The 25,318-nt window shown below is 61.7% G+C and carries 22 protein-coding genes; 7 read left to right on the top strand and 15 right to left on the bottom strand.

All coding sequences use genetic code 11. From position 1 onward, the window contains the following. Positions 1–2: 2 nt before the first annotated feature. The 4 genes from LGH74_RS21235 (at position 3) to LGH74_RS21220 (ending at position 4,412) form a co-directional block, all read left to right on the top strand. Positions 3–1,421, top strand: a complete 1,419-nt coding sequence (locus LGH74_RS21235; RefSeq protein ID WP_226179526.1) for an ABC transporter permease — start codon at positions 3–5, stop codon at positions 1,419–1,421. Between the two features lie 4 nt (positions 1,422–1,425). Further along, positions 1,426–2,805, top strand: a complete 1,380-nt coding sequence (locus tag LGH74_RS21230; RefSeq protein WP_226179525.1) for an ABC transporter permease — start codon at positions 1,426–1,428, stop codon at positions 2,803–2,805. Between the two features lie 157 nt (positions 2,806–2,962). Continuing rightward, positions 2,963–3,475 (top strand): pyridoxamine 5'-phosphate oxidase family protein, encoded by a 513-nt coding sequence (locus LGH74_RS21225; RefSeq protein WP_129919627.1) that lies wholly within the window; start codon positions 2,963–2,965, stop codon positions 3,473–3,475. A 238-nt stretch (positions 3,476–3,713) separates the two neighbouring features. Then, positions 3,714–4,412, top strand: a complete 699-nt coding sequence (locus LGH74_RS21220) for a spheroidene monooxygenase (RefSeq protein WP_226179524.1) — start codon at positions 3,714–3,716, stop codon at positions 4,410–4,412. A 48-nt stretch (positions 4,413–4,460) separates the two neighbouring features. On the opposite strand, the gene LGH74_RS21215 is transcribed toward LGH74_RS21220, so the two are convergent. Further along, positions 4,461–5,459, bottom strand: coding sequence for an LLM class flavin-dependent oxidoreductase (locus tag LGH74_RS21215; RefSeq protein ID WP_226179523.1), 999 nt, complete (start codon positions 5,457–5,459; stop codon positions 4,461–4,463). Positions 5,460–5,595: 136 nt separating this feature from the next. After that, positions 5,596–6,189: an FMN-dependent NADH-azoreductase gene (locus LGH74_RS21210; RefSeq protein WP_226179521.1), complete on the bottom strand. Its 594-nt coding sequence runs from the start codon at positions 6,187–6,189 to the stop codon at positions 5,596–5,598. 531 nt (positions 6,190–6,720) lie between these two features. Between LGH74_RS21210 and leuS the strand changes: the two genes are divergently transcribed. Further along, positions 6,721–9,498, top strand: coding sequence for a leucine--tRNA ligase (gene leuS, locus LGH74_RS21205; RefSeq protein ID WP_226179519.1), 2,778 nt, complete (start codon positions 6,721–6,723; stop codon positions 9,496–9,498). Between the two features lie 289 nt (positions 9,499–9,787). Here leuS and LGH74_RS21200 read toward each other — a convergent pair whose 3' ends face one another. The 4 genes from LGH74_RS21200 to LGH74_RS21185 all read right to left on the bottom strand — a co-directional run bounded on the left by LGH74_RS21200 (position 9,788) and on the right by LGH74_RS21185 (position 11,733). Next, a complete protein-coding gene (locus LGH74_RS21200; protein WP_226179517.1) occupies positions 9,788–10,438 on the bottom strand; it encodes an NAD(P)-dependent oxidoreductase in 651 nt (216 codons plus the stop codon). Positions 10,439–10,516: 78 nt separating this feature from the next. Continuing rightward, positions 10,517–10,960 carry an Rrf2 family transcriptional regulator gene (locus tag LGH74_RS21195; protein ID WP_226179515.1) on the bottom strand — a complete coding sequence of 148 codons (444 nt, stop codon included), beginning with the start codon at positions 10,958–10,960 and terminating at the stop codon, positions 10,517–10,519. A 149-nt stretch (positions 10,961–11,109) separates the two neighbouring features. After that, positions 11,110–11,478 (bottom strand): MmcQ/YjbR family DNA-binding protein, encoded by a 369-nt coding sequence (locus tag LGH74_RS21190; RefSeq protein WP_226179513.1) that lies wholly within the window; start codon positions 11,476–11,478, stop codon positions 11,110–11,112. 78 nt (positions 11,479–11,556) lie between these two features. Then, on the bottom strand, positions 11,557–11,733 hold the full coding sequence (locus tag LGH74_RS21185; protein WP_226179511.1) for a DUF6728 family protein: 177 nt from the start codon (positions 11,731–11,733) through the stop codon (positions 11,557–11,559). A gap of 356 nt (positions 11,734–12,089) precedes the next feature. On the opposite strand from LGH74_RS21185, the gene LGH74_RS21180 reads away from it, so the two are divergent. Next, a complete protein-coding gene (locus LGH74_RS21180; protein WP_226179509.1) occupies positions 12,090–12,551 on the top strand; it encodes a nuclear transport factor 2 family protein in 462 nt (153 codons plus the stop codon). 49 nt (positions 12,552–12,600) lie between these two features. Here the strand turns inward: LGH74_RS21180 and LGH74_RS21175 are convergent, their stop codons facing one another. Next, positions 12,601–13,257 (bottom strand): HAD family hydrolase, encoded by a 657-nt coding sequence (locus LGH74_RS21175; RefSeq protein ID WP_226179507.1) that lies wholly within the window; start codon positions 13,255–13,257, stop codon positions 12,601–12,603. A 25-nt stretch (positions 13,258–13,282) separates the two neighbouring features. Next, complete coding sequence (locus LGH74_RS21170) at positions 13,283–13,582, bottom strand: hypothetical protein (RefSeq protein WP_226179505.1); 300 nt, start codon at positions 13,580–13,582, stop codon at positions 13,283–13,285. 321 nt (positions 13,583–13,903) lie between these two features. Here LGH74_RS21170 and LGH74_RS21165 point away from each other — a divergent pair, with 321 nt between their 5' ends. Further along, positions 13,904–14,833, top strand: a complete 930-nt coding sequence (locus LGH74_RS21165) for a DUF389 domain-containing protein (RefSeq protein WP_226179503.1) — start codon at positions 13,904–13,906, stop codon at positions 14,831–14,833. Positions 14,834–14,848: 15 nt separating this feature from the next. On the opposite strand, the gene LGH74_RS21160 is transcribed toward LGH74_RS21165, so the two are convergent. The 7 genes from LGH74_RS21160 to LGH74_RS21130 form a co-directional block, all read right to left on the bottom strand. Then, positions 14,849–15,511, bottom strand: coding sequence for a Rossmann-fold NAD(P)-binding domain-containing protein (locus LGH74_RS21160; RefSeq protein ID WP_226179501.1), 663 nt, complete (start codon positions 15,509–15,511; stop codon positions 14,849–14,851). Between the two features lie 214 nt (positions 15,512–15,725). Further along, complete coding sequence (locus tag LGH74_RS21155) at positions 15,726–15,989, bottom strand: hypothetical protein (protein WP_226179499.1); 264 nt, start codon at positions 15,987–15,989, stop codon at positions 15,726–15,728. A 251-nt stretch (positions 15,990–16,240) separates the two neighbouring features. Then, positions 16,241–17,395, bottom strand: coding sequence for an alginate lyase family protein (locus LGH74_RS21150; protein WP_226179497.1), 1,155 nt, complete (start codon positions 17,393–17,395; stop codon positions 16,241–16,243). A gap of 172 nt (positions 17,396–17,567) precedes the next feature. Then, entirely contained in the window at positions 17,568–18,797 is a 1,230-nt protein-coding gene (locus LGH74_RS21145; protein ID WP_226179495.1) for a glycoside hydrolase family 88 protein, read from the bottom strand. A 76-nt stretch (positions 18,798–18,873) separates the two neighbouring features. Beyond that, entirely contained in the window at positions 18,874–20,055 is a 1,182-nt protein-coding gene (locus tag LGH74_RS21140) for an alginate lyase family protein (protein ID WP_226179493.1), read from the bottom strand. A gap of 30 nt (positions 20,056–20,085) precedes the next feature. Then, positions 20,086–22,782: a glycoside hydrolase family 2 TIM barrel-domain containing protein gene (locus LGH74_RS21135; protein ID WP_226179491.1), complete on the bottom strand. Its 2,697-nt coding sequence runs from the start codon at positions 22,780–22,782 to the stop codon at positions 20,086–20,088. Positions 22,783–22,816: 34 nt separating this feature from the next. Next, positions 22,817–25,315 (bottom strand): glycoside hydrolase family 2 TIM barrel-domain containing protein, encoded by a 2,499-nt coding sequence (locus tag LGH74_RS21130; RefSeq protein WP_226179489.1) that lies wholly within the window; start codon positions 25,313–25,315, stop codon positions 22,817–22,819. Positions 25,316–25,318 lie beyond the last annotated feature (3 nt).

Genomic DNA, 25,318 nt, shown 5'->3' with positions numbered 1-25,318 from the left:
CGATGATCCGAAGCATTGCCCAAAAAGAATTCGTCAGCATCCGGCGCGACCGGCGCTTTGCGGGGCTTAGCGCCCTGGTGCTCGTGCTGCTGCTGGTCGCCACGCTGGTGGGTCGCGCCAGTTTCCGCACGCTGCAGCAGGAACGGCAGCTGGCCCAAACGACCGTCAATGACCAGTTCCGCAACCAGCCGGCCCGGCACCCGCACCGGGTGGCCCACTACGGCTCGTTTGCCTTCCGCCCCAAGTCGGGCCTGAGTTTGCTCGACGGCGGCGTGGACTCGTTTACCGGCAGCGCCGTGTATTTGGAAGCCCACCAGCAAAACAGCGTCAACTTCAGCCAGGCCCAGCAGTCGGGCTCCCTAATTCGGTTCGGGGAAATGACCGTGGCCTTCGTACTCCAGCTGCTGGTGCCGCTGCTCATCATTTTTCTGTGCTTCGGGGCCTTCACTCAGGAGCGCGAAACCGGCACGCTACGCCTACTGCTCAGCCAGGGAATTACGCTACGGCAGGTGGCCTGGGGCAAGATTGTGGGCTACAGCCAGGCCGTGGCGCTGGTGGTAGCGCCGGCCCTGGCACTGGCGGCCGCCCTGCTGTTTACGGGTGAGGAATTTGCCTCGAATACCGACCTGGTGGCGCGGCTGGCGCTGTTTGGGCTCAGCTACGCGGTGTACTTCTTCCTGTTTGTGGTCGGCTCGGTGGTCGTGTCAGCCACGCAGGCCAGCTCCCGCGCGGCCCTGGTCACGCTGCTTGGCCTCTGGATTGTGGGCGGCATTATTTTGCCCAAAGCCACGGCCAACCTGGGCGCCACGCTCTACCCCACCGTCACCAAGGCCCAACTCGATGCCGACGTACACGAGCAGGCCCAGCACGGCATCAATGGTCACGACCCGCACGACCAGCGCGCCGCAGCCCTGAAAGCCGGCCTCCTGAAAAAGTACGGCGTCGATTCCGAAGACAAGCTGCCCGTGAGTTTGGCCGGGGTGCAGATGGCGGCTGGCGAGGAGTATTCTGCCAAGGTTTACCAGCAGCACTTCGCGGCCCTGAATGCCACCTACGAACGCCAAAACCGCCTCTCCGACTGGGCCGGCCTGCTGAATCCCTACCAGGCCATCCGGTCGCTGTCGATGGGCCTGGCCGGCTCCGACTTTGCCCACTACGTGCATTTCCAGCAAGCGGCCGAGGCTTACCGCTACGGCCTAGTGCAGCGCCTCAACGGCCTGCAGGCCGGCATGGGCTACGGCGACAAGGAACGCCGCCTCGATGCCCACACCTGGCGCGAGCTACCGGTTTTCAGCTACCAGGCCCCGTCGCTGGGCTGGGCGCGGCCGCGCCTGCTATTGCCGGTAGCGGCTCTGCTGCTCTGGGCCGCCGGCCTATGCTGGCTGGGGTTGCGCCTGATTTCCAACTTCACTGACCTATAGACCGATGCGCGTATTCTGGATTTTGTTTGCGGCCGAGTGGCGGCATTTTCGTACTGCCCGGGGCCTGGTGCTGCTCTGCGGTCTGCTGCTGGCCACCGGCGTCTACGGTATATATTATGGCACCACCGAAATCGCCCGGCAGCGCCAGCAGCTGGCGGCCTTGCCCGAACTCACGCGCCGCAACGTGGACGAGCTGAAGGTAAAATTCCCCGGCCCCGCCGACGCCGGCGACATCGGCTACTACCATTCCACCTTCGCCGTACACCACCCCGATGCCTGGGCCGCCCTCTCGCTGGGCCTGCGCGACGTGAACCCAAGCTACGTGAAGCTGCGTCTGCTGGGCCTGCACAACCAGCTCTACGCCACCGACAATGCCAACCCCCTGAAGCTGCTTAGCGGTAACTTCGACCTGGCTTTTGTGCTGGTATACCTGGTGCCGCTGCTCATCATCGCCCTGGGCTTCAACTTGTTGTCGGCGGAGCGCGAAGAAGGAATCCTGCCGTTGCTGCTGGCCCAGCCAATTGGGGCTACTACGGTGGTGGGCGCCAAGCTGGCCTTTCGCCTCACGCTGGTACTGGGGCTGGCCGGCCTGCTCTCACTACTCGGCATGCTGTGGGCCCGGTTGCCACTCGATGGCCGCGTGGCTACCTGGCTGGCCCTGACGGTGCTCTACTGCCTGTTCTGGTTTGGCGTTGTGCTGGTCATCACGGCCTGGCAGCGTACTTCGGCGGTGAATGCCGTGGCTTTGCTGGGCGTGTGGCTGCTGCTGGTAGTGCTGGTACCCAGTTTGCTGAACCTGGGCGTAGCCGCTGCCCGCCCCGTGCCCCAGGGCCTGGAGCTGACTATCCGGCAGCGTGAGGAAATCCACGGCGGCTGGGACCGGCCCAAAACGGAAACCATGAACCGATTTTTCGCCCTTTACCCGCAGTGGCGCGACACGGCCACCATCCGGGAGCGGTTTGTGTGGCGCTGGTACTATGCCTTCCAGCACCTCGGCGACCAGGCCGTAGCCCCGTTGGCCGCCGCTTACGCCCACGGTCTGCAGGCCCGCTACGACTTGGTGGAGCGGCTCAACTGGCTTTCCCCGGCCATCAACGCCCAAAGCAGCTTCAACGCTCTGGCCGGCTCCGATCTACCCACGCACTTGGCCTTCCAGCGCAGCGCCACGCACTACCACGACTCACTACGGGCGTTTTACTACCCGTTCCTCTTTCGCCAAGCCGAGTTCACCCACGCCGACTACGCCCGCGAGCCACGGCATAGCTTTACCAGTCTGGCCGAGGTAGCTACGGCCCGGCGCGGCCTGCCAACGCTGCTGTTGAGCGTGGCTGCTTTGTTTGGCCTGGGCTTGCTGCTGCTGCGTCGCCCCATCGCGCCCCGCTGACGCGCCCAAGCCAAACAGCCCAGAAAAAGCAGGACAAATTCGGCCCGGAGTGCCACGCCAGGCTCAACCCAGCGGGCCCCCAAACCGTACAGACAAACAGGCCACCGTCCCTTTCGGCGGCCCGCTACTCTTTCCCATCCCCAAAACACTCCTACCGATGTCCGATAAATCGCCCGTTACCAACGACCTGTCCAAGCTGCTCGATAAAATCAAGGATGTGCGCATTGCCATGCTCACCACCCAGGATGAGGACGGCAGCCTGCGCAGCCGCCCGATGTATACCCAGAAGCCCGACGGCAGCAGCGCCCTGGTTTTCCTCACCGATAAGGATTCGGCCAAAGTCTACGAAGTAAAAAAGGACAGCCACGTCAACCTGAGCTACGGCAAGCCCGAAGACAACGTGTACGTATCGGTTTCGGGCCGGGCCAACGCCTACCGCGACCAGGCCGAAATCGACAAGCTCTGGAGTGAGCCGATGCGCGCCTGGTTTGCCAAAGGCAAAGACGACCCGAACATCTACATCCTGAAAGTCGAAATCGACAAGGGCGAATACTGGGACACGCCCAGCAGCATGCTGACCCAAGCCGCTGCCTACGTAAAAGCGCTGGCCACCGGCGAGCGGGCCACTTCCGACGACGTGAACGAGCACGCCAAAGTGAACGTGAAGTAAATTTTGCTTTGCAAAAATTGAAAAGGGCCGGAAGCAGTTCCGGCCCTTTTTTGTTGTTTTAGGGCTAGAAGCCAGAAGCTAGTTGCTCTCCTCAGATGAGGAGGGGTTAGGGGTGGTTGACCAGCGCGTTGAACATCTATTAACATCAGCTCTAGCAGTCGTTTTACCGTTTCAACCACTCCTTGCCTCTCCTCATCTGAGGAGAGGCACTAGCTCTTTAGCTTAGCTTCCTACCGCCTTGCCACTCACTACCCTCTCCATCATTACCCTCTCGCCCGGTCATGCGCGCTGGGCGCTGGCCCAGATGGGCACGGCTCAACGTCCGCTGCAACGGGTGCCGGGACTGCGCTTTCAGAAACTGCTGGGCAGCGGGGCCGGCGGCTTCGGGGCCCTGCCCAACCTGCGGCGCTACGGCTTTATGGCGGTGTGGGAGTCGGAAGCAACGGCTGCGGCTTTCTTCACGGAGCATCCGCTGTGGCTGGAATACCAGCGGCGGGCAGCCGAAATCTGGACGGCCCACCTGGCCCCGCTGAAGGCGCACGGACTCTGGGACGGCGTGAATCCGTTCGACTACGCCACTGAAGCGGCCGCCGCCGACGCGCCCGTGGCGGTCCTGACCCGGGCCTCTATCCGGTGGTGGAAAACGCCCCGCTTCTGGCGTTATGTGGCTCCTACCAGCGCCACCGTGGCCCACGCGTCGGGGGTACTGGCCGCCATTGGGCTGGGCGAATTACCAGTAGTGCGACAGGCTACGTTCAGCCTCTGGGAATCGGCCGGGGCCATGCAGCAGTATGCCTACCGGAGCGAGCAGCACCGGGAAGTGATTCGCCTCACGCGCCAGGAGCAATGGTATGGGGAGGAACTGTTTGCCCGTTTTCGGGTGCTGAGCGCCGAGGGCACCCTGGATGGCAAAAACCCGCTGGCCGGCTTACTATAAGGGTAAAAAAGAACGTTCTTTTTTACCCCTCACACCCCTTATACCCTGCTACCCTTTTACCACCTCCGCCAGCAGCTCGTAGGAGCGCAGCCGGGCCGCCGGGTCGTAGATGTGCGACACGGCTATCAGCTCATCTACTTGCGTTGCCTTCAGAAACGCCTGGAGCTGCCGCGCCACCGTGGCCGGGCCGCCCACAAACGAGTAGGCCATCATCTGCCCCACGGCTTCCTCTTCCAGCTCGCTCCACACACCCTGCATACTGTCGACCGGGGGCTGTAGCGGCCTGGAGGTGCCCCGGATGATGTTGAGGGCAAACTGGTCGAAGGAAGTAGCCAGGCGCTGGGCCTGCTCGTCGGTATCGGCGGCAATAACGTTGACGCAGGCCGCCGCGTAGGGAGCCGCCAGGTGCTCGGAAGGCCGGAAAGAGCTGCGGTAAAGCTGCAACGCAGCCTGCAGGTGGGTAGGCGCAAAATGACTGGCAAACGCAAACGGCAGCCCCAGATACCCCGCCAGCTGCGCGCTGTAGGTGCTGGAGCCCAGCAGCCAGATCGGAATATCGAGTCCTTCGCCCGGCATGGCCCGCACCTTGCTCGTGCGGTTGTCGGCCGACAGATACGCCTGCAATTCCTGCACCTGCTGCGGGAAGTCATTCACGGCGCTCTGCGCATCGCGGCGCAGGGCCCGGGCCGTCAGCGGGTCGGTGCCCGGCGCGCGGCCCAGGCCCAGGTCGATGCGGCCCGGATAAAGTGTGGCCAGAGTGCCAAACTGCTCGGCAATGATAAGCGGCGCGTGGTTGGGCAGCATTACACCCCCCGAGCCTACCCGGATGGTGGAAGTGCCGCCCGCAATGTGCCCGATGAGCACGGCCGTGGCCGAGCTGGCAATGCTGGCCATATTGTGGTGCTCGGCCAGCCAGTAGCGCCCGTAGCCCCACTCTTCGGCACGGCGGGCCAGCTCCAGACTGTGGCGAAACGTGTCGGCGGCAGTATAGCCTTCGAGAATAGCCGCCAGATCTAAAACGGATACGGGTACGCTGGTAGTGGGCATTGTCTTCTACTTATTAAAGACCTAACAACCGCCGGCCCGGGGCGGTTGTTTCGGCCAGCGCGGGCCTGGCAGCAACAACCGTGACACCAAAGCGGGTGAAGCGCCTGTCTTTCCCCACCCGCTTTCGGCCCGATTTTCAGCCCACAGTCTGCAGGTGATGAATAGCGTCCATTGCCGCGCTGATGGGCTGCTCACCCAGCATACTCAGCTGGCAGGCACTGATTATTTCCACATCGGTAATACCGATAAAGCCCAGAATAAGGCGCAGATACGGCGTGGCGTGGTCCAGGCTGCTGCCCGCTTCCACGGCTCCGGACGTGACGACCAGGTACGCCTTCTTGCCGGTCAGCAGGCCCTCGTAGCCGTTTTCAGCGAAGGCAAACGTGACGCCCGCCCGCACGATCTGGTCGAGCCAGGCCTTGAGGGCAGCCGGAATGCCGAAATTGTAGATAGGAGTACCAATGACGAGTACATCGGCGGCCTGCACTTCGGCCACCAGCTCGTCGGAAAAAGCCAGGGCCTGCCGCTGCTCTGCCGTGCGCTGCTCCTGTGGAATGTATAAGCCACTGATCAGCAGATCGTCGACGCAGGGTACCCCCGCCGCTACGTCGCGGTAGGTAATGCGCGCTTCGGCCGATTGCGCCAGCAACTCCGTGACCAGCTCGGCCACCAGCTTGCGGCTCACCGACAGCTCGGTCCGGCCGCTTGAGTTCAACACCAGAATATTCATACAGCAAGGGGGTTAGGTGAAGAGAAGTGCAACGGAAGCCCGCGTTTTTCACGGGTGCATAAAGCATAGCACTACCCGATGGCCACTTCTTGCCTACTCCCTAGCCTTGCCTCAACCCCTAACCTATTCCCCTGTCCAACGACCTTTCCCTCGTTGGGCCCACCTATTGGCTCACGCGCCCGTGGCGCCAAATCCATATTACAATATATATATAATAAATATTATTTAAACTCACTCTACTCCTGTCAGCCTACTCGTCGGGCTAAGTTCCGCTGGTTCACGCAGCGGCCCCGCACTCCGCTTTTGTCTGAAAACATATTCCGACTCAAGCAAAACACCCTTCGCCTGAAGCAAAACACTATTCGACTGAAACAAAACACCTCGTGAGCAAAGCAAAACACCCCGCGAGCAAAGCAAAACACCTTCCAAACCATAGGCTCCTGCTTTCCTTTTTCGACGGGCAGCCCCGGAGGTGAGGCGCTTTCCCGGCATTTCCGCTTAATTTCGCCCTTTCACACGCAGCAGAATCCCATGCCCGGCTACCATCCCCAGGATATTGAGAAAAAGTGGCAAGCCCACTGGAAAAACAATAGCACTTTCAAGGCCGACAACGCCTCGGCCAAGCCCAAATACTACGTGCTCGACATGTTCCCGTACCCCAGCGGGGCGGGTCTGCACGTAGGGCACCCCCTGGGCTACATTGCCTCCGATATCGTGTCGCGCTACAAGCGCCTGCGCGGCTACAACGTGCTGCATCCCATGGGTTTCGACTCGTTCGGCCTCCCCGCCGAGCAGTACGCCATCCAGACCGGCCAGCACCCGGCCCTCACCACCGAGCAGAACATCAATACCTACATCCGCCAGCTCAGCAGCCTGGGCTTCAGCTACGACTGGAGCCGCGAGGTCCGCACCTCCGACCCGGCCTACTACAAGTGGACGCAGTGGATTTTCCTCAAGCTCTTCAACTCCTGGTACAACCTCGACACCAACCAGGCCGAACCGCTCAAAACGCTCTTTGCCAAGTTCGAGCAGAACGGCAGTGAGGGAATCCGGGCGGCCGGCGACGAAGAAGAGCGCCACAGCTTCACCAGCGGGCAGTGGCAGTCGTTCAGCGAGAAGCAGAAGCTACAGGCCGTGCACCCCTACCGCCTGGCCTACCAGCAGGATACCTACGTCAACTGGTGCCCCGGCCTGGGCACGGTTTTGTCGAATGACGAGGTGAAAGACGGCCTCTCCGAGCGGGGCGGCTTTCCCGTGGAGCGTCGCCTGATGCCCCAGTGGAACCTGCGCATCACCGCCTACGCCGACCGGCTCCTGCAGGGCCTCGACACGCTCGACTGGCCCGATGCCGTCAAGGAAATGCAGCGCAACTGGATTGGCAAGAGCATCGGCGCCGAGGTTACTTTCTCGGTAAAAGACCACGAGCAGGCTCAGATCAAGGTGTATACCACCCGCGTCGATACCATCTACGGCGCTACCTTTCTGGTGCTGGCCCCCGAGCACGAGCTAGTAGCTGAGCTGACGACGCCCGAACAAAAGGAGCACATCCAGGACTATATCGACGCTACCAAGCGCCGCTCGGAGCGTGACCGGATGGCCGATACCAAAACCGTGTCGGGTGCCTTCACCGGCTCCTACGCGCTTAACCCGTTTAGCAACGAGCCTATCCAGATCTGGATTGCCGACTACGTGCTGGCCGGCTACGGTACCGGCGCCGTCATGGCCGTGCCCTCGGGCGACCAGCGCGACTATGTGTTTGCTAAGCATTTCAACTTGCCCATCGTGCAGGTCGTAGATCAGCAGCAGATTGAGGAGCAGGCCGACCCGACTAAAGAAGGCACCTACCTGCACGGCCTCATCGAAGGCTTCACCTACAAAGAGGCAACCGCCAAGCTGATTCAAGAGCTTGAAACCCGCGGCATCGGCAAGGGCAAAACCAACTTCCGCATCCGCGACGCCATCTTCGGCCGGCAGCGCTACTGGGGTGAGCCCATCCCGATTTACTACAAGGAAGGCGTGGCCTACGGCGTGGCCGAAGCCGACCTGCCCCTGGTGCTGCCCGAAATCGACGAGTACAAGCCCACCGAAACCGGTGAGCCGCCCCTGGGCCGCGCCAAAGACTGGAAGTACAAAGGTCTCTACGACTACGAGCTGAGCACCATGCCCGGCTGGGCCGGCTCCTCGTGGTACTACCTGCGCTACATGGACCCGCACAACGCTGAGCGTTTCGTGGGCGCGGAGGCCGAGCAATACTGGCAGAATGTGGACTTATATCTCGGTGGCGCAGAACACGCTACGGGCCACCTGCTCTACTCCCGCTTCTGGCACCTGTTCCTGAAAGACCTGGGTTTGGTAACGGCCAATGAGCCCTTCCAGAAGCTTATCAACCAAGGCATGATTCTGGGCCGCTCGAACTTCGTGTACCGCATCAACGGCACCAATACGTTCGTGACGCTGGGCAAGAAGGACCAGCACGAAACCACCGCCCTACACGTTGACGTGAACATTGTCAACAACGACGTTCTGGATACGGAAGCCTTCAAGAAGTGGCGGCCGGATTATGCTTCAGCCGAATTTATTCTCGAAGACGATGGTCGCTACGTAAGCGGCTGGGAGGTCGAGAAGATGTCGAAAGCCAAGTTCAACGTAGTGAGCCCCGATGTGCTGGTCAATCAGTACGGAGCTGACGCGCTGCGGCTGTACGAAATGTTCCTCGGGCCACTGGAGCAGTACAAGCCCTGGAACACCAACGGTATGAGTGGCGTGGCGGGCTTCCTCAAGAAGCTCTGGCGCCTCTACCACCCCCAGGATGGCGACTTTGCCGTCACCGACGAGGCCGCCACGCCCGGCGAGCTGAAGGCGTTGCACAAGGCCATCAAGAAGGTGGAAGAGGACATTGAGCGGTTCAGCTTCAACACCACCGTCAGCGCCCTGATGATTACGGTGAACGAGCTGACGGCCCTCGACTCGCACAAACGCGCCATTCTGGAGCCGCTGGTAGTGCTCATCTCGCCCTACGCGCCCCACCTGGCCGAGGAGCTGTGGGTGAAGCTGGGCCACGCGGCGGGCAGCATCAGCAGCGCCGCCTACCCCGAGTTCCGCGAGGAATTCCTAGTGGAAGACACCGTAAACTACCCCGTGGCCATCAACGGCAAAGTGCGCGAAACCCAGCAATTCCCCGCCACCGCCACCGCTGCCGACATTGAAGCCGCCGTCCGCGAATCCGGCTTCCTGGCGCGCTTTGCCGAAGGCAAGGACGCCAGGAAGTTTATCGTCGTGCCCGGCCGCATGGTAAACGTGGTAGTGTAGTCAGGTTTGGTTCTACTCTGTCATTGCGAGGCACGAAGCAATCCGTCCTCTGCTGGTGATAAACGTCCTTTTACCAGAAAGCCCTTTACTACCGCGGTAGTAAAGGGCTTTTGCTTGTACCGGGAAGTTCCACTTCGCGAGTCGCCCGCGCCGTAGCAATGATGGTCGTTCAACGTCTCGCGAAGTGGAACTTCGCGGTACATCGTCCATCCGTTAGGGCTTGTTAGGGAAGGAAGCTCGGCGCATTTCAGAGGACGGATTGCTTCGTGCCTCGCAATGACACGGATAGTTAATACGCGGCCGTGAAGCGCTGGCGGATGTGCTTGGGCTGCTCTACCTCATCCAGAATCACCACGGCCAGGTCTTCACCGGAGAGGATGCTGCGGCCTTCCTCGTTGAAGACCGGGTTTTCGAGGCCGAGGCGGTAGTGACCGGTGCGGCCCGTGTCGATGCCCTGGTGCATTTCGATGGCGGGGCTGACGAACGTCCAGTCGAGAGAGTTGTTCTGCTTCAGCAAGTTGAGGTAGTCGCGGGCGGCGGTAGCACCGGCCTTGTACTCCTCGGGAAACTGCGGGCCATCCACGAGCTGGTGCCCGCCGATGTAGAGGCTGCCGGCCCCGCCGATGGCAATCAGGCGCTTTACGCCCGACTTTTCGGTGGCCGCCTCGATGTCTTTGCTGCCCTGCAGGAAGTCGTGGTACAGGTTGGGGTTGGCCCAGCCGGCGTTGAAGGAGTTGATAACAACGTCGTGGCCGGCCAGTTGGGCGGCCAGTTCGTCTACCTTATTCGCGTCGCCGGTTACGACGGTCAGATTGGCGTGCTGCTCGGTGAGCTTGGCGGGGTCGCGCACGATGGCCGTTACGTGGTGGCCGCGGGTCAGGGCTTCGTGAAGCAGTTTGGAACCAACGAATCCGGTGGCACCGATGAGGGCAATTTTCATGGGGTAAGAGGGTAAGGTGAAGAAAAAACAAAACTCATTGTAACCATTATTGTTACAATACAAGGCAAAAAAAATGCGTCAGCCGGTGGCGGCGGTTTTGGCCAGAATATCGGTGGTGACGTGCTGAAGCGTGGCCCCGGCCAGCACCTGCTCCATGGCCGTCTGGGCCCGTTGCAGGGTATCGTCGAGGGCCGCCTGGATGTTACGGCCTACAGGGCAGGCCGGGTTGGGCTTGTCATGGACGCTAAACAGGTGGCCTTCCGCCACTACTTCCACGGCGCGGTACACGGCCAGCAGGGAAATATCGGCGGGGCGGCGGGTGAGAAACGTGCCGCCCGAGGCCGGCCGCACTTCCACCAGACCCGCCTTTTTGAGCTGGCCCAGAATGCGTCGAATCACAACGGGATTGGTGTTCACGCTGCCCGCCATGCGCTCCGAGGTCAGCAGCACGTCGTCTTCCTGCTGCAAAGCCAGCAGGGAAAGGACGTGAACGGCGACGGAAAAGCGGCTGCTGATCTGCATATTAACTTAGGGAAAGTGACCGAACGGCGGCGCCGGTAGTTTTCCTACGCTGCAAAGATAGCAGTGTAACCACGATAGTTACAAAAAGATTCAAAAGAAAAGCGGAGCCGCCCCGGCGGCTCCGCTCCTGCTGTTTGGTTAGCAAAGGTTTATTCTTCCAGCTGCTCGACTTCGGTAAGCTCCTCGCGCAGCTTTTTGGGCAGTGAGGCCCGTACCAGGTCGTAGGAATGGTCGATTAGCTCGCGCAGCTGGTTGCCGGGAATGCCGGTGCCGACGAGCACCGTGTTCCAGTGCTTCTTGTTCATGTGGTAGCCGGGCAGTACGTAGTCGTGCTGCTCGCGCAGGTCCACGGCGCGCTCCGGGTCGCACTTCAGGTTGATGCTGCCGAAGGTGTCGATGTCGGTGAGGGCAAACACTTTACCACCGACCTTAAACACCAGCGTTTCGGGGCCGAAGGGCGTTTCTTCGGTCACGCCAGCCTTGAGCAGGCAGTAGTCGCGAAATTCTTCGATGTTCATGCGAACAGATCATTTACCAGAACGTCATGCTGCGTTAGGCTGGGCATGACGTTCTATTGTATTGTTTCTGAGCAACAGCTACCGCGTAAATAGCCGATAGAGCACTACGCAGAGGCCGACCAGGAACATGGCCATGCTCAGCTTATTGATAAAGTGCATGGTGCGCAGGTTGAAGTTGGTTTTGCGGTCGGGGTCATTCTTGCGAAAGAAATAGCCGAGCGCGGGACCGAAGTTAAACAGATTGCGGCCTTCCATAAGAGTTGTTTTTGGGTACGTTTTGAGAACACCCAACGGGGCGGAATGATTTGCCGGCAAGGTAAATAGATTCGTTGAACCCCAAGGCAACGCCACCGACCAGCACTGCGCAACGCTCGGGCTACAGCAGCCGTTTTTCCCGCCACTGTAGCCCCGCCGGTAGCTCCTGCCCCGAAAACTCCAGGTGCAATACGCGCCGGCTGCGGGCACTGGTGCTGCGGCTGGAGGCAGCTATGCATGGGAGAGCATATAAACAGCGGATTCGGGGGCGGCAAGCTACTACGAAAGTTGGCTTTGCAACTCCCCGGCCGGCGCCCGTGTCGTTAGTGCCTCAGCCCTGGCCTCTTATCTTCCCCATGAAAAAGACTGTACTCTCCCTCCTGCTTCTGCTCACCGCTGGCAGCACCGCCGCCGCGGCCCAGACCAGCGCCAGTGAAACGGCCGCCGTCAAAAAGACGATTACCACGTTTTTCGACGGCATGCGGCGGGGCGACAGTACGATGGTGCGCGGCACGCTGGCGCCCGGTGCGGTGCTGCACACCATCAATACCCGCACGGGCGTGCAGCTGGGCACCGAAAAAGTTGCGGAGTTTCTGAAAGCTGTGGGTACGCCGCACAAGGAAGTGTATGATGAGCGCATCAGCTTTGAGCAGGTGCTGATAGATGCCAACCTGGCCAGCGTCTGGACACCCTACCAGTTTTACGTCGGCCCCAAGTTCAGCCATTGCGGCTACAACTCGTTTCAGCTGGTGAAGCTGGCTGAGGGCTGGCGCATCGTGCACATCATCGACACGCGCCGCAAGGACGGCTGCAAGTAAGCTCCTTTTTGCAGTAGCCAGCCAGCCAGCCAGCCAGCAGGCCGTTTGGCTATTCCAGCGCCAAAATCTGCGCCGCGCTGAGTTGGCTGAGGTGCGACACGACCTGGTCGGCGTGGTGCAGATCCTGGCCTTCGGAATGCTCACTGCTATAGCCCACGCAGTACATGCCGGCCGCTTTGGCCGCCGTGACACCGTTGGCCGAGTCTTCGATGACGAGGCACTCGTGGGGCGGAATACCGGCCAGCTGGGCCGCGTGCAGGAAAATGGCGGGGTTTGGCTTCGACTGGGGGAAATCCTCGCCACTGACCAGGTTATCGAAGTACGGGTAGAGTTCGAAGCGAGTGAACACGCGGGCAATGGTTTCCTTGGAAGCCGAGGAGGCCAGCTGCAGCGGCACGCCGGCGCGGTGCAGGTCTTCGATGAGCGGACGGGCGCCGGGCAGCAAATCCAGCTCGGTGGAGGCGTCGAAGGAGGTGCCGAACAGCTCCCGCTTACGGTGGATTAGGGTTTCGACTTCTTCCCGTAGGCCAAACTGCGCTTTGAGCTGCTGGTACACGTTGCGGGTGGAAGAGCCCAGAAAGGTGGCGTATTCCTCGCGCGTCATGGCAATGCCCAGCTCGGCAAAATGGCGGAAGAAAGCGTCGTGGTGAAGCGGCTCGGTATCAACGAGCACGCCGTCCATATCGAAGATAACGGTGCGAATCATGCGGGAAAGATGGGACCAATTGAACTCATATCCATTCTATTGGCTGGTTCACCACTTTTTCCGCCAGAGCCACAGTCGATTCCAATTCCAACGTTCCTACTGAATGGCGCTGAGTTTTACCAAATTCTGCATCAGTCCAGACAAGAAGATACATTTCGCCCTTGTCATTGAGCTCAGGCACTTCACCCGTCATGTCGAATCCGTCTTCCTTTTCAATTTCATACCAATAATCGTAATTGATGGCCAGCACGATGACGCCCTGAAGAAGTACGCTGTCATAGTACCAGAATCCCCTTTTGACTTCTCTTTCCTGCTTTTTCTTCATCTGTAGCCTTAGCGTTGCTACTGCGCCAAGGCCACAATATCAGGCACTTCCCGCACATTTTCGCCGCGCCCGTCGCGCTGAGTTACCTGCAGCATGTCTTGACCACTTCGGCCAGCGTGGATACGAACCTGGGCGTAAACTGGTGCAGCGCGGGATAGAGCAAAAAGGTAGCAAACCCGTAGCCAGCATTACTTACCACCCAGGCCCGCGGCCACGGGCCGGCAGAACTTTAGCCGGGAGGGCGCGTAGTTTAGCTTATCCCCTTTCTATTTGCTAATCAACTGCTAACCGGCTCACACGCCGGTTCTTTATTGTGCCCCTATGCATCGAACTCTGGAAATTACCGTGCCGCCGGCCGTAACCGAGCATTTATGTGCGCAGCTTACTGCCCTAGAGGAAGTAGTGGGACTGAGTGTGCAGCCCGGCGCTTCCCGCAAGCCCGCCGGCGACGTGCTGATTGTGCACGTGCTCAACCGGGGAGCCGACGAAGTGCTGCGCCGCGCCCGGGCCGCGGTGCCCAATGACAACGACCTGAGCGTGGTGACGAGTGAAGCAGCCAGCTTTATTGCCCCGGCGGCACACAAAACTATTGTTGACGATAAAGACGAGGCCATTTGGGAGGAAATGGAAAGTGGCCTGCGCCACCAGGGCGCCATTACCGTCAACTACCTGCTGCTCATGGCCCTGGGCGGCCTGGTGTGCGCCATCGGGCTGGTATCGGAGCCGGTGCCGCAGGCGGTGGCCTTCACCGCTTCCGCCATTATCGCGCCTGGCTTCGACCCCATGACGAAAGTACCGGTAGGCCTGGCCTTGCGCCGCTGGATTGTGACCTGGCGGGGCATTCAGTCGGCCCTGGCTGGCTATGCCGTGCTCATTGGCACGGCTGCCCTGACGATGTATCTGCTGGTAGCCACCGGGGAAACGACGGCGGCGGCGCTGGCCGGAAACTCGGAGGTAAATAACCTGGCACACCCCGGCCTGATGGAGCTGCTGCTCTCGGCAGCCGGGGCGCTGGCGGGTATCGTGATGCTGGCGGCTTTTCGGCGCAGCTTTCAGGCCGGACCGCTGATTGCCACGGCCTTTATTCCGGCTGCCGCGCTTATCGGGGCCGGGCTGGCCGTGGGCAACCTGACCCTGACCCTGGAAGGCCTGGAGCGGTTTGGGGCCGACTGGGGCTTTATCGTGGCGTTGGGCGTACCGTTTGTGTGGCTCAAGCAGCGGTTTTTGCACCGGCGCAAACCTATCGTGTAAGCAGCAGGCGGTAGCCTACTGCTTTGCCAGGGCTACAATGTCGGGCACTTCCAGCACCTTTTTCGCGGTGCCGCGCTGCGTTACCTGCAGCATGGCCTGGCCGAGCTCGGTCAGCGTGGATACGAACTTGGGCGTGAGCCGGCGTAGCACGGGGTAGAGCCAGCCGAAGTAGTTATAGTACGACAACACGTGGCGTTGCCCCGCCGTGGGACGCAAAAATCCCGGTCGGAACATATACGCATCCTTGAAGCCCAGCTGGAGCAGCTCGTTTTCGGTCTGGCCTTTTACCCGGGCCCACATCTGGCCGCTTTGCAGGGTGCCGTCGGTGCCGGCGCCCGACACGTAGCAGAACGTGAGGCCCGGATTGTGGGGCAGCAGCGTTTGGGCAAAGTGCAGGGTCAGGTCGTGGGTAAGGCGGCGGTACTCGGGTTCCTTCATGCCCACCGACGACACGCCCAGGCAGAAATAGCAGGCGTTGTAGCCCGTGAGCTGGTCCTGGATGGGCGATAAATCGTAGAAGTCGGAGTGGATAATTTCGCGCAGTTTGGGGTGGGTGATGCCGCTGGGCCGGCGGCTCACGGACAGCACCTGCTCCACCTCGGAGTGGCTCAGAACTTCGAGCAGTACGCCTTCTCCCACCATGCCGGTTGCCCCGGTCAGTATTGCTTTGATCTTCATGAGCCGGTAGACGAGCCAGGAGGGCTTATGTTTTAACCGGCCGCACTACCGGGCCGGTCAGCCCAACTACACGCAGCTCAATTTCATTTTATAAAAATCTGTTTTACCGACGTTTACCAGTATCATTCACAACAATAGCTACAACCGAATTTAAACGACTATTGGCCGAGCCCGCGCGGGCCGAACCTTTGGTAGGCGGGTCTTTTGGAGCGGCTTACTCCTCCACGGTAGCGGTGTGCGCAACCGGGTAGCCGGCTACCTGCAACGCTTTTTTGATGGTCACCCAATCGGGCTCGGTGCCGGTGGCCGAGGTGACAATGGCTTCGGCCGCCGCCACGCGGTCCACTATCAGGTGGTGCTGCTGCAATACTTCCCGGACCGCGACGACGCCGTCGGGCTCCGTCATCGTGGGAAGCTGCAGGCTGTAGCGCACGAGCTGGGTGTTGTTGGCGGCCGGATCAGGATGGGAAGTACTCATGGCAAACTGGATAATGCTGGTGTAGCCACCGCGTAGCTGGATGGCTGGCTCTGCTAGGCTATACTTGGGAACGGGGGTTTGGTTATGCTTCAGCTGGACCGGCTTGCTGCTGCGCGCCATTTGCATTTGCCAAACCAACTATTTAACAGGCATTTACCAAAGCATCCAACTAGGATAAACCATTCAAAAGCGGAGCCCCGCCTCAGCAATGAGACGGGGCTCCGGAGAGTACAGCGGAAAAGCGGGCCGTTTTACCGGCCGATGCTGCGGTGGGTGAAGGAGGTGAAGCCCAGGAAGGTTTTGTCGCCCGACACGCCGTAGGGGTCCTGCCGGTCGCGCAGGGAGGCCAGCTTGCTGGTACCGTAATAGTTGTAGGCCGTTTCGATGCCGGGGAAAATCTGGCTGCCGCTGCAGTTGCGGGTGTAGTTGCCGGCGGCGGCATCCTCGTACCGGTTCCAGCCATTCTTAATCTGCTGGCCGTTGGCTTCGTAGATAGCCGTATTACCCTGAATTCGGGCCGTTTCGGCGGCGTAGGTCAGAGCCGTGAGCGTATATTGGGGATGCACACAGTCCCGGTCGCGCTGCTCCTTCACGGCCCCATCGGAATAGAACAGCTGGGGCAGAATCTGGAACAGGTAGTCGTAGCCCGAGTCGTAGACGGCGGTGCTGTTGAACCACACGCCCAGGGCCATCTTGGCGTAGGCGTAGGAAGCCTGCCAGTTGTTGATGTCGTTGATGGCGCCGGGCACGTTGTTGACGTAGTTGTTTTTCAGGTTGTTAAGAAAGTCGGAGAACTTACTTACGTCGGTGGCCGACCAGCCCGCGCCGGTGCCGTTTACCTGGTAGTAGCGGATAATTTCGCCGGCCGCCACGAAGGACGGGGCCACCCAGGCGGCTTCCAGGTAGGTTTGCCGAAACTCGGTAGGGCTGCCGTCGGGCTTGGGCGAGGTGCTGTAGCGCTGGAAGTTGTAGGCGTAGCCGTTCAGGATCTGCTTGGACTGGTTGGCGTAGGTGGCGTTGCCGGTTTTCACCCAGCGCAGGGCGCAGGCGTAAGCCAAAATAGCGTCGCGCCGGATCTGGTCTTCGGTGGGGCTGCCGCCGCTGCCTACCACGTACACCACGCTGGGAAAGGAAGTGGGCACCGCGTACTGATTCATGTAGTCGACCACCTTGTTGTAGCCGGCCGTGCGGGTCGCGTCGCCGGCGTTGGCCTGGGCCGCTACCAAATCCAGGCTGGCCTTGCTGTTGACCACGCCGGGGTGACGGAAGGTGGTAATGGTGGAGTCGGCAGTGGCGGTAGCGGCGGCGGGCACGGCAGCCTCCTGCTTCTGGCAGCCGGCGGTGAAGAGCAGCACGGCGGCCAGGCTCAGGCAGGAGCGGCGGGAACGGGTTGAGACGAGTTTCATAGTGAGTTGGTGGGGTTAGTGGGGAACAAGGAACGGAGACTCCAGCGCTGATCAGGCCCTGAAAAGTGAGGTCTTTTCCCGAGGAAACCACCTTAGCCCGAGGCCTTTATTTGCGTAAACGATTTCGGCGCCAAGCTCCGATTCGGCAGAAAATCCGCCCCTGTGTTCCCTCCTAGCGCCCGGCCCAGCCTTTGCCCGCCGCCAGGTTCCGCTGCCGCAGCAGGGCCTCCAGAAAGTAGTAATCGGCGTAAATCAAAGGGCCGTCTACCTCACTGTTGGCGGGCTGGTGGCCGGTGCTGTGCAGCAGCAAAAAGCCCCGGCTGCCGCCAGGCCGGGCCGCGTAGTGCCGCGCCAGATTGCCCAGCATCTTATCGGCCTTCTGGCGGTACGAAGTGGCCTGCAGCGGGCTGTACGTACTCAGCTCGTACAGAGCCGAGGCAATGACGGCCCCGGCCGAGGCATCCCGCGGCGCGTTCGGAATGTCGGGTGCGTTGAAATCCCAGTAGGGAATCAGGTCGGGCGGCAGGTTGGGGTGGTTCAGGATGAAGGCGGCCACCTTTTCGGCTTGCGCGAGGTAGGCCGGGTTGCGGGTTTCGCGGTAGCACATGGTATAGCCATACAGCGCCCAGCCCTGCCCCCGCGCCCACGCCGACTCGTTGGCATAGCCCTGGTGGGTGGTTTTCTTGATAACCTGGCCCGTGAGCGTGTCATAATCGACGACGTGGTAGGTGCTGTAGTCGGGCCGGAAGTGGTTGCGGAGGGTGGTATTGGCGTGGGCCACGGCAATGCGGTAGAACGAGGAGTCGCCGGTGAGGCGGGTGGCGGCGAAGAGCAGCTCCAGGTTCAGCATGTTGTCGATAATAACCGGGTAGGACCAGGTTTCGCGGTGGTGGTCCCAGGAGCGCAGGGCCCCTACCGTGGGGCTAAACCGCGTGCTGAGCGTGCGGGCCGCCTGCACCAGCACCTCCCGGTAGGCCGCGTCCTGGGTGAGGCGGTAGCCGTTGCCGAAGCTGCAGTACACCTTGAAGCCCATGTCGTGGGTGGTGCCGTTGGTTTTCTCGGCCTCGATGCGGGCCGTGTAGGTGCGGGCGGCGGTGCGCCACTTTTCCTGGCCGGTAGCCTCGCTCAGCAGCCAGAGGTAGCCCGGGAAAAAGCCGCTGGTCCAGTCGCGGGAGGGCACCACGACCAGCCCGCCGGCCGGCGTGAGGGTGCGCGGCGACACGGGCCCCGGCTTGCCCGCCACGACGGACTGCTGCCGAATCGTCTGCTCGGTTTGGGTTAGCAGCAGCGCGGCCTGGGTTTCAGCCAGCCGCAGGGTTTTGCGCGGCACTACGCCCTGGCCCAGCACGGGCGCGGCCCACAGCGCCAGCCCGAGCCCTATTCCTAAAATGAGGTTTTTCATATCATTACAGTGCATTACATGCTAAATTCTGCTGGCCGCCGCGCCCTTCGCCGCTGCCATTCTGCAATAGCTTGGCTTACCCGAGCCAGATAAGCGGATTGCGCACGGGCAGATTGCGGACAACCTCTTCCGTCTGGGGCGCATGGTCGAGGCGCTGCCAGGTATCGAGCCAGGGCTGGTGGGCAAACTGCACGGCGCCCAGCACCAGAAAAGGCTGGGCCACGGGCCAGTTGTCCCAGTACATCACGTCTTTGGGAAAGGGCCAGCGGGATTTGTCGGCCACGTAGGGATACAGGAATTCGATACCCCGTCGGATGCCGCGGCCGTCGGGCGTCTGGTAGGTCCAGAGGTTGTCGCGCGGAGAACTTAGCATCTGGCAGATCATCGTCATGGCATCCAGGTTGAAGAGCGAATAGCCGTAGGGCTTGGTACGCTTGGTTTCCAGCGGAAACGAGCCGTCGGCGGCCATCTGGGTGGGCAGTAGCACCGTTTTGTACCGTTCCCGGCAGCGGCTGAGCAGTTCCTCGTTGCCGGTCAGGCGGGCAAAGGCGGCTACCTGCAGCACCCAGCAGGTGCCGTGGTTGTTGGCGGCTTTCATCTCGTCCTGGGCGTAGGGGTGCGTGGTCAGCCAGGTCAGGTACTGGGCAAACCAGTCGTGGATGCCCGCCCGCTCGGCGCGGCCGAAGCTCTTGGCCGACTGCATCACCAGCACGCCCTGGGCCACTTCCAGCAGCTGAATGGTATCGATGATGCCAATGCCGCGCCCCGTAAACCGGCCCTGAATAGCTTGGGCGTACTGCAAAGAAGGGTTCATGCGCGTGGCCTCCTCCAGAAACCAGGCCCGCAGGTGCACTAGGGCGTGGCGCACGTACTGCTCATCACCCGTGAGCTGGTAGGCCGAGGCCAGCGTCCCGATCAGCTGACTGAAGCGGATCATGGCGCGGCGGTGGGCCACGAAGTTGTCGGGATTGGTGAGGCCGTCGCGCTGGATGTAGGGGCCGGTGGGGTCCTGGGGGTCGGGCCACCAATAGTCGCCTTCGGAAAAGAAATCGTGGGGGCCGCCGGCGCTGCGCGGCGAGGTGCTGGCCGTGACGGTGAGCGGCGGTTGTTGCAGGGCTTCGGTGGCCTGCGCCAGCACCAACGGCCGGAGTACCGCCGCCACCTGCCGCCGCTGCCGCTTGGCGGTGCCCGCGGCGGGGCACGCCCAGGCCAGCGTAGCTCCGGCCAACAGCAACTGCACAAAAGTTCTTCGGTTCATAATGAGGCAGTTACAAATTCAAGACCGGTGCTACCAGCGCCGTTTCACCTGAATGGCATTGAGGCAAGCTTGCCCCGTGCGGGCCTGAAAATCGATGATGATACCCCGCTGCCCCCGCGCCGACACCGGCACCGTGGTGCTGACTGCCTGCAAGGGCCGCAGCGAGGTGGCCGTGCTCAGCTCGGGCAGGGCCTGCCCGTTGAGCAGCACTATAAAGGCGCGGCCCGGCGCTTCTGGAGTAGCGCTGGCGGCAGTGCTTCCCGCCAGATTATAAACCAGCTGCTCAGCGGCCGGGGCGGCTTCCAATTCTGCGAAATGCAGGGTTACTTCATACTCGCCATCGGGCACATCGAGGCGAAACTGGGTAAGGCCCACGCGCTGGGTTTCGTAGAGGGCGTCGTAGTCGGTGCCCAGGATGTTGCGGTCGGAGCCGTAGGGCAGCCGCTCGCCGGGCAGCTTGTACACCGTGCCGCCCACGTAGCCCCAGCTGCCGGGCGCGTAGGCCTGCTCGGGCACCCACACCTGGTGCAGCTGGGGGTCAGTAAAAGTGCGCTCATCGCCCAGGCTCACGTTGAGCTCGGTAAAAGGCAGCTTACTGGAATTCAGGTTGGCGGGCAGCAGCTGAAACTCGATATCGGCCATATCTTCCCCGGGCTGGCCGGCAGCCTGGGCCCGGAGCTGGTTCATGCCATTACCAAAAGGCACGCTGAACCGAGCCACGCCAAACTCGGCGGTTTTGGTGCCCAAATCCCGGCCGTTGAGTTGCAGCCGCACGGCAGGCTGGTTAGTGTACACCTCCACGGGCTGGCGGCAAAACAGCGAATCGGGGCCGGCGGCGGGGCCGCTACGTAGATTCCAGCTGCGGCTGCCGATGCGCAGAAACGGCGTTTTGAGCAGGTGCGCCTGGTAGAAATAGTAGGCGTCCTTGGGCTGGCGGTCGGCCGTAAGCAGGCTCTTGGTATTCATGTGCGGGTTGGCTTCCTGCCGGGTTTCAGAGCTGAACTCGGCCAGGTTCCAGACCATGCTGCCCGCTACGAAAGGCCGATCCAGAATAGCTTTGAGGTAAAACTGGTGGTAGGCGTTGGCATACTCGGTGGTTTTGTCGAAGCGCCGGGGCCGAAAGCTGTGCAGCCGCTCGTCGGAGTCGGCGCCGTACTCGGTGACGAGCAGGGGCTTATCGGGCAATTCGCGGTGGTGCCGGTCGAGGTAGTCGGCAAAGCCCTGCAGCTGACCCGAGTACCAGCCCTGGTAGAGGTTCCAGCCCACGAGCTGGGGGATTTTGGTCAGGCCCGCTTCCTGATACAGCTCAAAGGCGCCGTGGTTGACGCACATCGTGTAGCGGGCCGGGTCTTCGCGCCGGGTGAGGTCGTCGAGCTGCTGGGCCAGCTGATTCACCTTTTTCAGGTAGGCCCGGCCCGGCTCATTGTCGCGCTTCACGCCCTCGGGCAGGCGCAGCAGCACCTCGTTCATGTAGGCCCAGATGATGACCGAGGGATGGTTGAAGCCCTGACGGATCATCTCGGTTTGCATGGTGCGGCAGTTCTGGAAAAAGCCTTCCGAGTCGGTAATGGCATTCACGACCGGAATTTCCACCGAGGTCAGAATACCCAGCCGGTCGCAGGCCTGGAGCACGGTGGGGTCCTGGGGATAATGGGACACGCGCAGAAAATTACCGCCCATCTGCTTGAGCAATAGCACATCCTGCTCGTGCAGGGCATTGGGCAGGGCATTGCCCAGGCCCGGGAAGTCTTGGTGGCGGTTGGTGCCGATGAGCTTGAGCGGTTGCCCGTTGAGGAAAAAGCCCCGGGCGGCATCAAACCGAAACCAGCGCAGCCCCAGCGGGTTCGTTACTTCATCGAGCAGCGTTTTACCCTCCGAAATACTCGACACCACGCGGTACAGGTACGGGTCAGTCGTCGACCATAAGTGGGGCTGCTTCAACCGGGGCAACGCCTGGCGAAACGGACGCTTCTCCCCGGCTTTGAGCGTGAGCGAAGCCTGCTGCCGCGCCACGGTTTTACCCGCTGCATCCAGCACCTGGGTCAGCACTGTCAGCCGGCGCGCCTGGCCCGCTTCGTTGCTAACGGCGCCGGTTACGACCACTTCGGCCGCCTCGGCCGACACGGCTGGCGTGGTGACGAACGTGCCGCTGGAGGCGTAGTTATCTAGGTCGAAATGCACGGGGCTGGCGGCCAACAGGTACACGTCGCGGTAGATGCCGCCGAAGAAGGTGAAGTCGGCCGACAGCGGGGGAATGTCCGGGTTGTGGCGGTTGGTGAGCTTGACCAGCACTTCGGCTCCGGCGGGTTTTTCGCCATCGAACTTTAAATACTGGCTGATCGGAAAGCTAAATGCCGTGTAGCCGCCCGCGTGTCGGCCCGCCAGTTGCCCGTTCACGTACACCTCGGCCTCCTGATTGGCGCCTTCGAAGTACAGGTACACGCGCCGCTGCTGCCAGCTGGCCGGCACCTGCAGCGTCTTTTGGTACCAGCCGGTGCCCCGGTAGTAGCCCGGCTCATCGTCGAGCACGTCGTGGGCATTCCAGGTGTGGGGCAGGCTGATCTTCTCCCAGTTGGTGGCCGTGGCAGCCGTAGCCACGGTGCTTTGCGGCTCATCCCTGCGAAACAGCCAGTTGGAGTTGATGGATTGCATGATGCGCTGCTGCGCAGCGGCTGGCAGGGCCAGCAGTAACGTTAGAAGCAGGCAGCTGAGCAGTTGTTTGAACATTGGAACAGGTAAGTAATCGTGGGCCGGCACGTCTTCATAGCGCCAGCAGCACCGCCGGCAGGCCCGGCGACTGAACCGCCACCGTGGTTTGGCCCGGCGTGGCCTGAAGGCGGATAATGGCCCGGCCGTTGTAGGCCTGCACCTTGCGCGAGCCGCTGCTGGTGCCCAAATCGTCTAGGAGCTGACCGGCGCCGGCCAGGGAGAACTCCAGCCAGCTGGCCGCGTCGAGGCACTGCACGCCCTGGGCATCGTAGAGCTTGGCTTCTACGGTGGTCAGGCCCTGGGCGTCGGCGGTTTTTTCCAGGGTGAGCTTGGCGGGCTTGCCCCATTTCTGGGTCTGGTAGCGGAAGCTGATGTCGTCCTGCACTGTTTGCTTGCCCTGCTTAGCCACCACGCGCACCTGGTTCTGGCCCGCCACGAAGGGCACGTTCCAGTGCAGCCCGGCGGCGGGGAAATCCTGGCTGTTGCGCTTCCTCACCCCGTAGCTTTTGCCGTTGACAAACAGCTCGGCCTCAAGGCAGTTGGAGTACACCTTCACCATTTTCAGCTCGCCTTCGTCGCCCCAGCGCACGGGCCAGCCGTGGCCGTAAATGTGGGCCATGGGCTGCGCGGTCCAGTACGACTGAAACACGTAATAGGCCTCTTTCGGGGTGAAATCCCGCTCCACTACGCCCTTTTGGTTCATGTAGGGCACGGGGTTGTCGGGGCGCACGGGCGTGCTGAAATCCTTGAAGGGCCAGTAGGCCGCCCCGCTCAGCCAGGGCATGGTTTCCTGCTCTTTCAGGTGCCAGTCCACGAGGTTGCAGAGGTAGGTTTCGCTCCAGTCGCCGTCCTTGGAAACCCGGGCGCTGCCGCCGAACAGCGAGGCGTCGCCAGACCGCTCGTCGGCACCTTTGCCGGCCGTTATTTTGGCCAGGGCGTTGTCGGGGTTTTCCGAGTGCCGGCCCGCGTGCGAGTCGCCGCCCCACTCCACGTGCAAAAAGCGCTTCACGCCCTCGAATTCCTTGCGGCTGGCTTCCTTGTACTCGGTGTAGATGCCCCGGTACCAGCCGGCCCAGATGGAAGGCGAGTACACGTCCACGATGTCCTTGCAGAAGTCGCAGCGGCGGATGGCAGTGTAGCGCGAGGCGTCGAGCTGGTGCGAGAGGTCGTTGAGCTCGGTCATGAAGGCCCGAATCTTCTGCTTGTCGAACTCGGGAAAGTCGCCGGGCCAGTCGTTTTCGTTGCCCAGCCCCCAGATAATAATGCTGGGGTGGTTGTAGTGCTGGGTTATCATATTGCGGAGCATCCGCTTGGCCTGCGCCTGGTACACGGGCCCGCCCAACCCGCCGCGGCACCAGGGAATTTCCTCCCACACGGTGATGCCCAGCGAGTCGCACAGATTCAGCACGATGCGCGACTGTTGGTAGTGGCCCAGGCGGATGAAATTCACGCCCATCTGCTTCATCATCGTCATTTCCCGGCGAATCATCGGTTCGGTCATGGCCGCGGCCACGCCGGCGTGGTCTTCGTGTCGGTGGGTACCGCGCAAGAGCAGGCGCTGCCCGTTGAGCATGAATGGCCCACGTTCCACGAACTCGATGTGGCGAAACCCGACCTTTTCGCTCTGCTCATACGCCTGCGCGCCCGTGCCCACCGTGACCTGCACCGTGTAGAGTTGGGGCACATCGGGCGACCAAAGCCGCGGGCTTTTCACAGTGAATTTGTGCAGGTTAATTTCGCCAGCCTGAGTGGCTATGGTGCCCTTAAACTGCGCCACCGGCTTGCCGCGTGGGTCGAGCAGGCGCACTGAATACGGGGCCGGGCCGGCAGCTATGGTTTCGGAGAAAGTGGCTTTCAGCGTGAGTGTGCCCGCTTTGCCAGCCTTGTCGACTTCGGCTTTGGCGCTGAGCCGGCTCAGTGCCAGGGCGGGCTGGTACTCCAGATTGAGGTAGCGGTAGAGGCCGCCGTACACGTTGAAATCCGACAAGTCGGACGGTATCATTTCCAGGTCGCGGGAATTGTCGCAGCGGATGCTGAGCGGAACCCGGCCCTGGAACTGCTTCTGGTAGGCTTCGGTCTTTTGGAAATTGGCCACGGCCTCGGTGATGTCCACGGTCCACTCGTCGTAGCCGCCTACGTGGCTGCCTACTTTGGTGGTGTAGATGTAGACATCGGTTTTCTGGCCCGCACCTTCGAAGTGCAGCAGCGTGCGGCCTTGGGCGTAGGGATTTTGCACCGCTAGCTGGGTGCGGTACCAGCCGGGACCCTGGTAGTAGTTCACGGCGGGGTCTACCGCGTCGCGCGCGTTAAAGCAGTGCGGCAGTGCCACCCTCTCCCAAAGCGGCACACTCTCGGGGTTTCCAGGCCCCACCGGCCGCACTGCTTCCCACACGCCCCCCAGATCCTGGCGGACGAATTCCCAATCGGTAATCAGCCGCTGCCGGCGCTGAGCCCGCGCCGGGTGGGCACAGGCCAGCAGCACCAGCCAGGCCAGGGCCAGCAGCATCTTACACAGCGTGGCGGTCGGCAAATCGTGCGGTTTTTGTTTCATCAG

This window comes from Hymenobacter lucidus (assembly GCF_020447265.1).
Classification (GTDB): Bacteria; Bacteroidota; Bacteroidia; order Cytophagales; family Hymenobacteraceae; genus Hymenobacter; species Hymenobacter lucidus.
The sequence above is the reverse complement of the archived record's forward strand: the minus strand, read 5'-3'. Positions and strand labels throughout refer to the sequence as shown.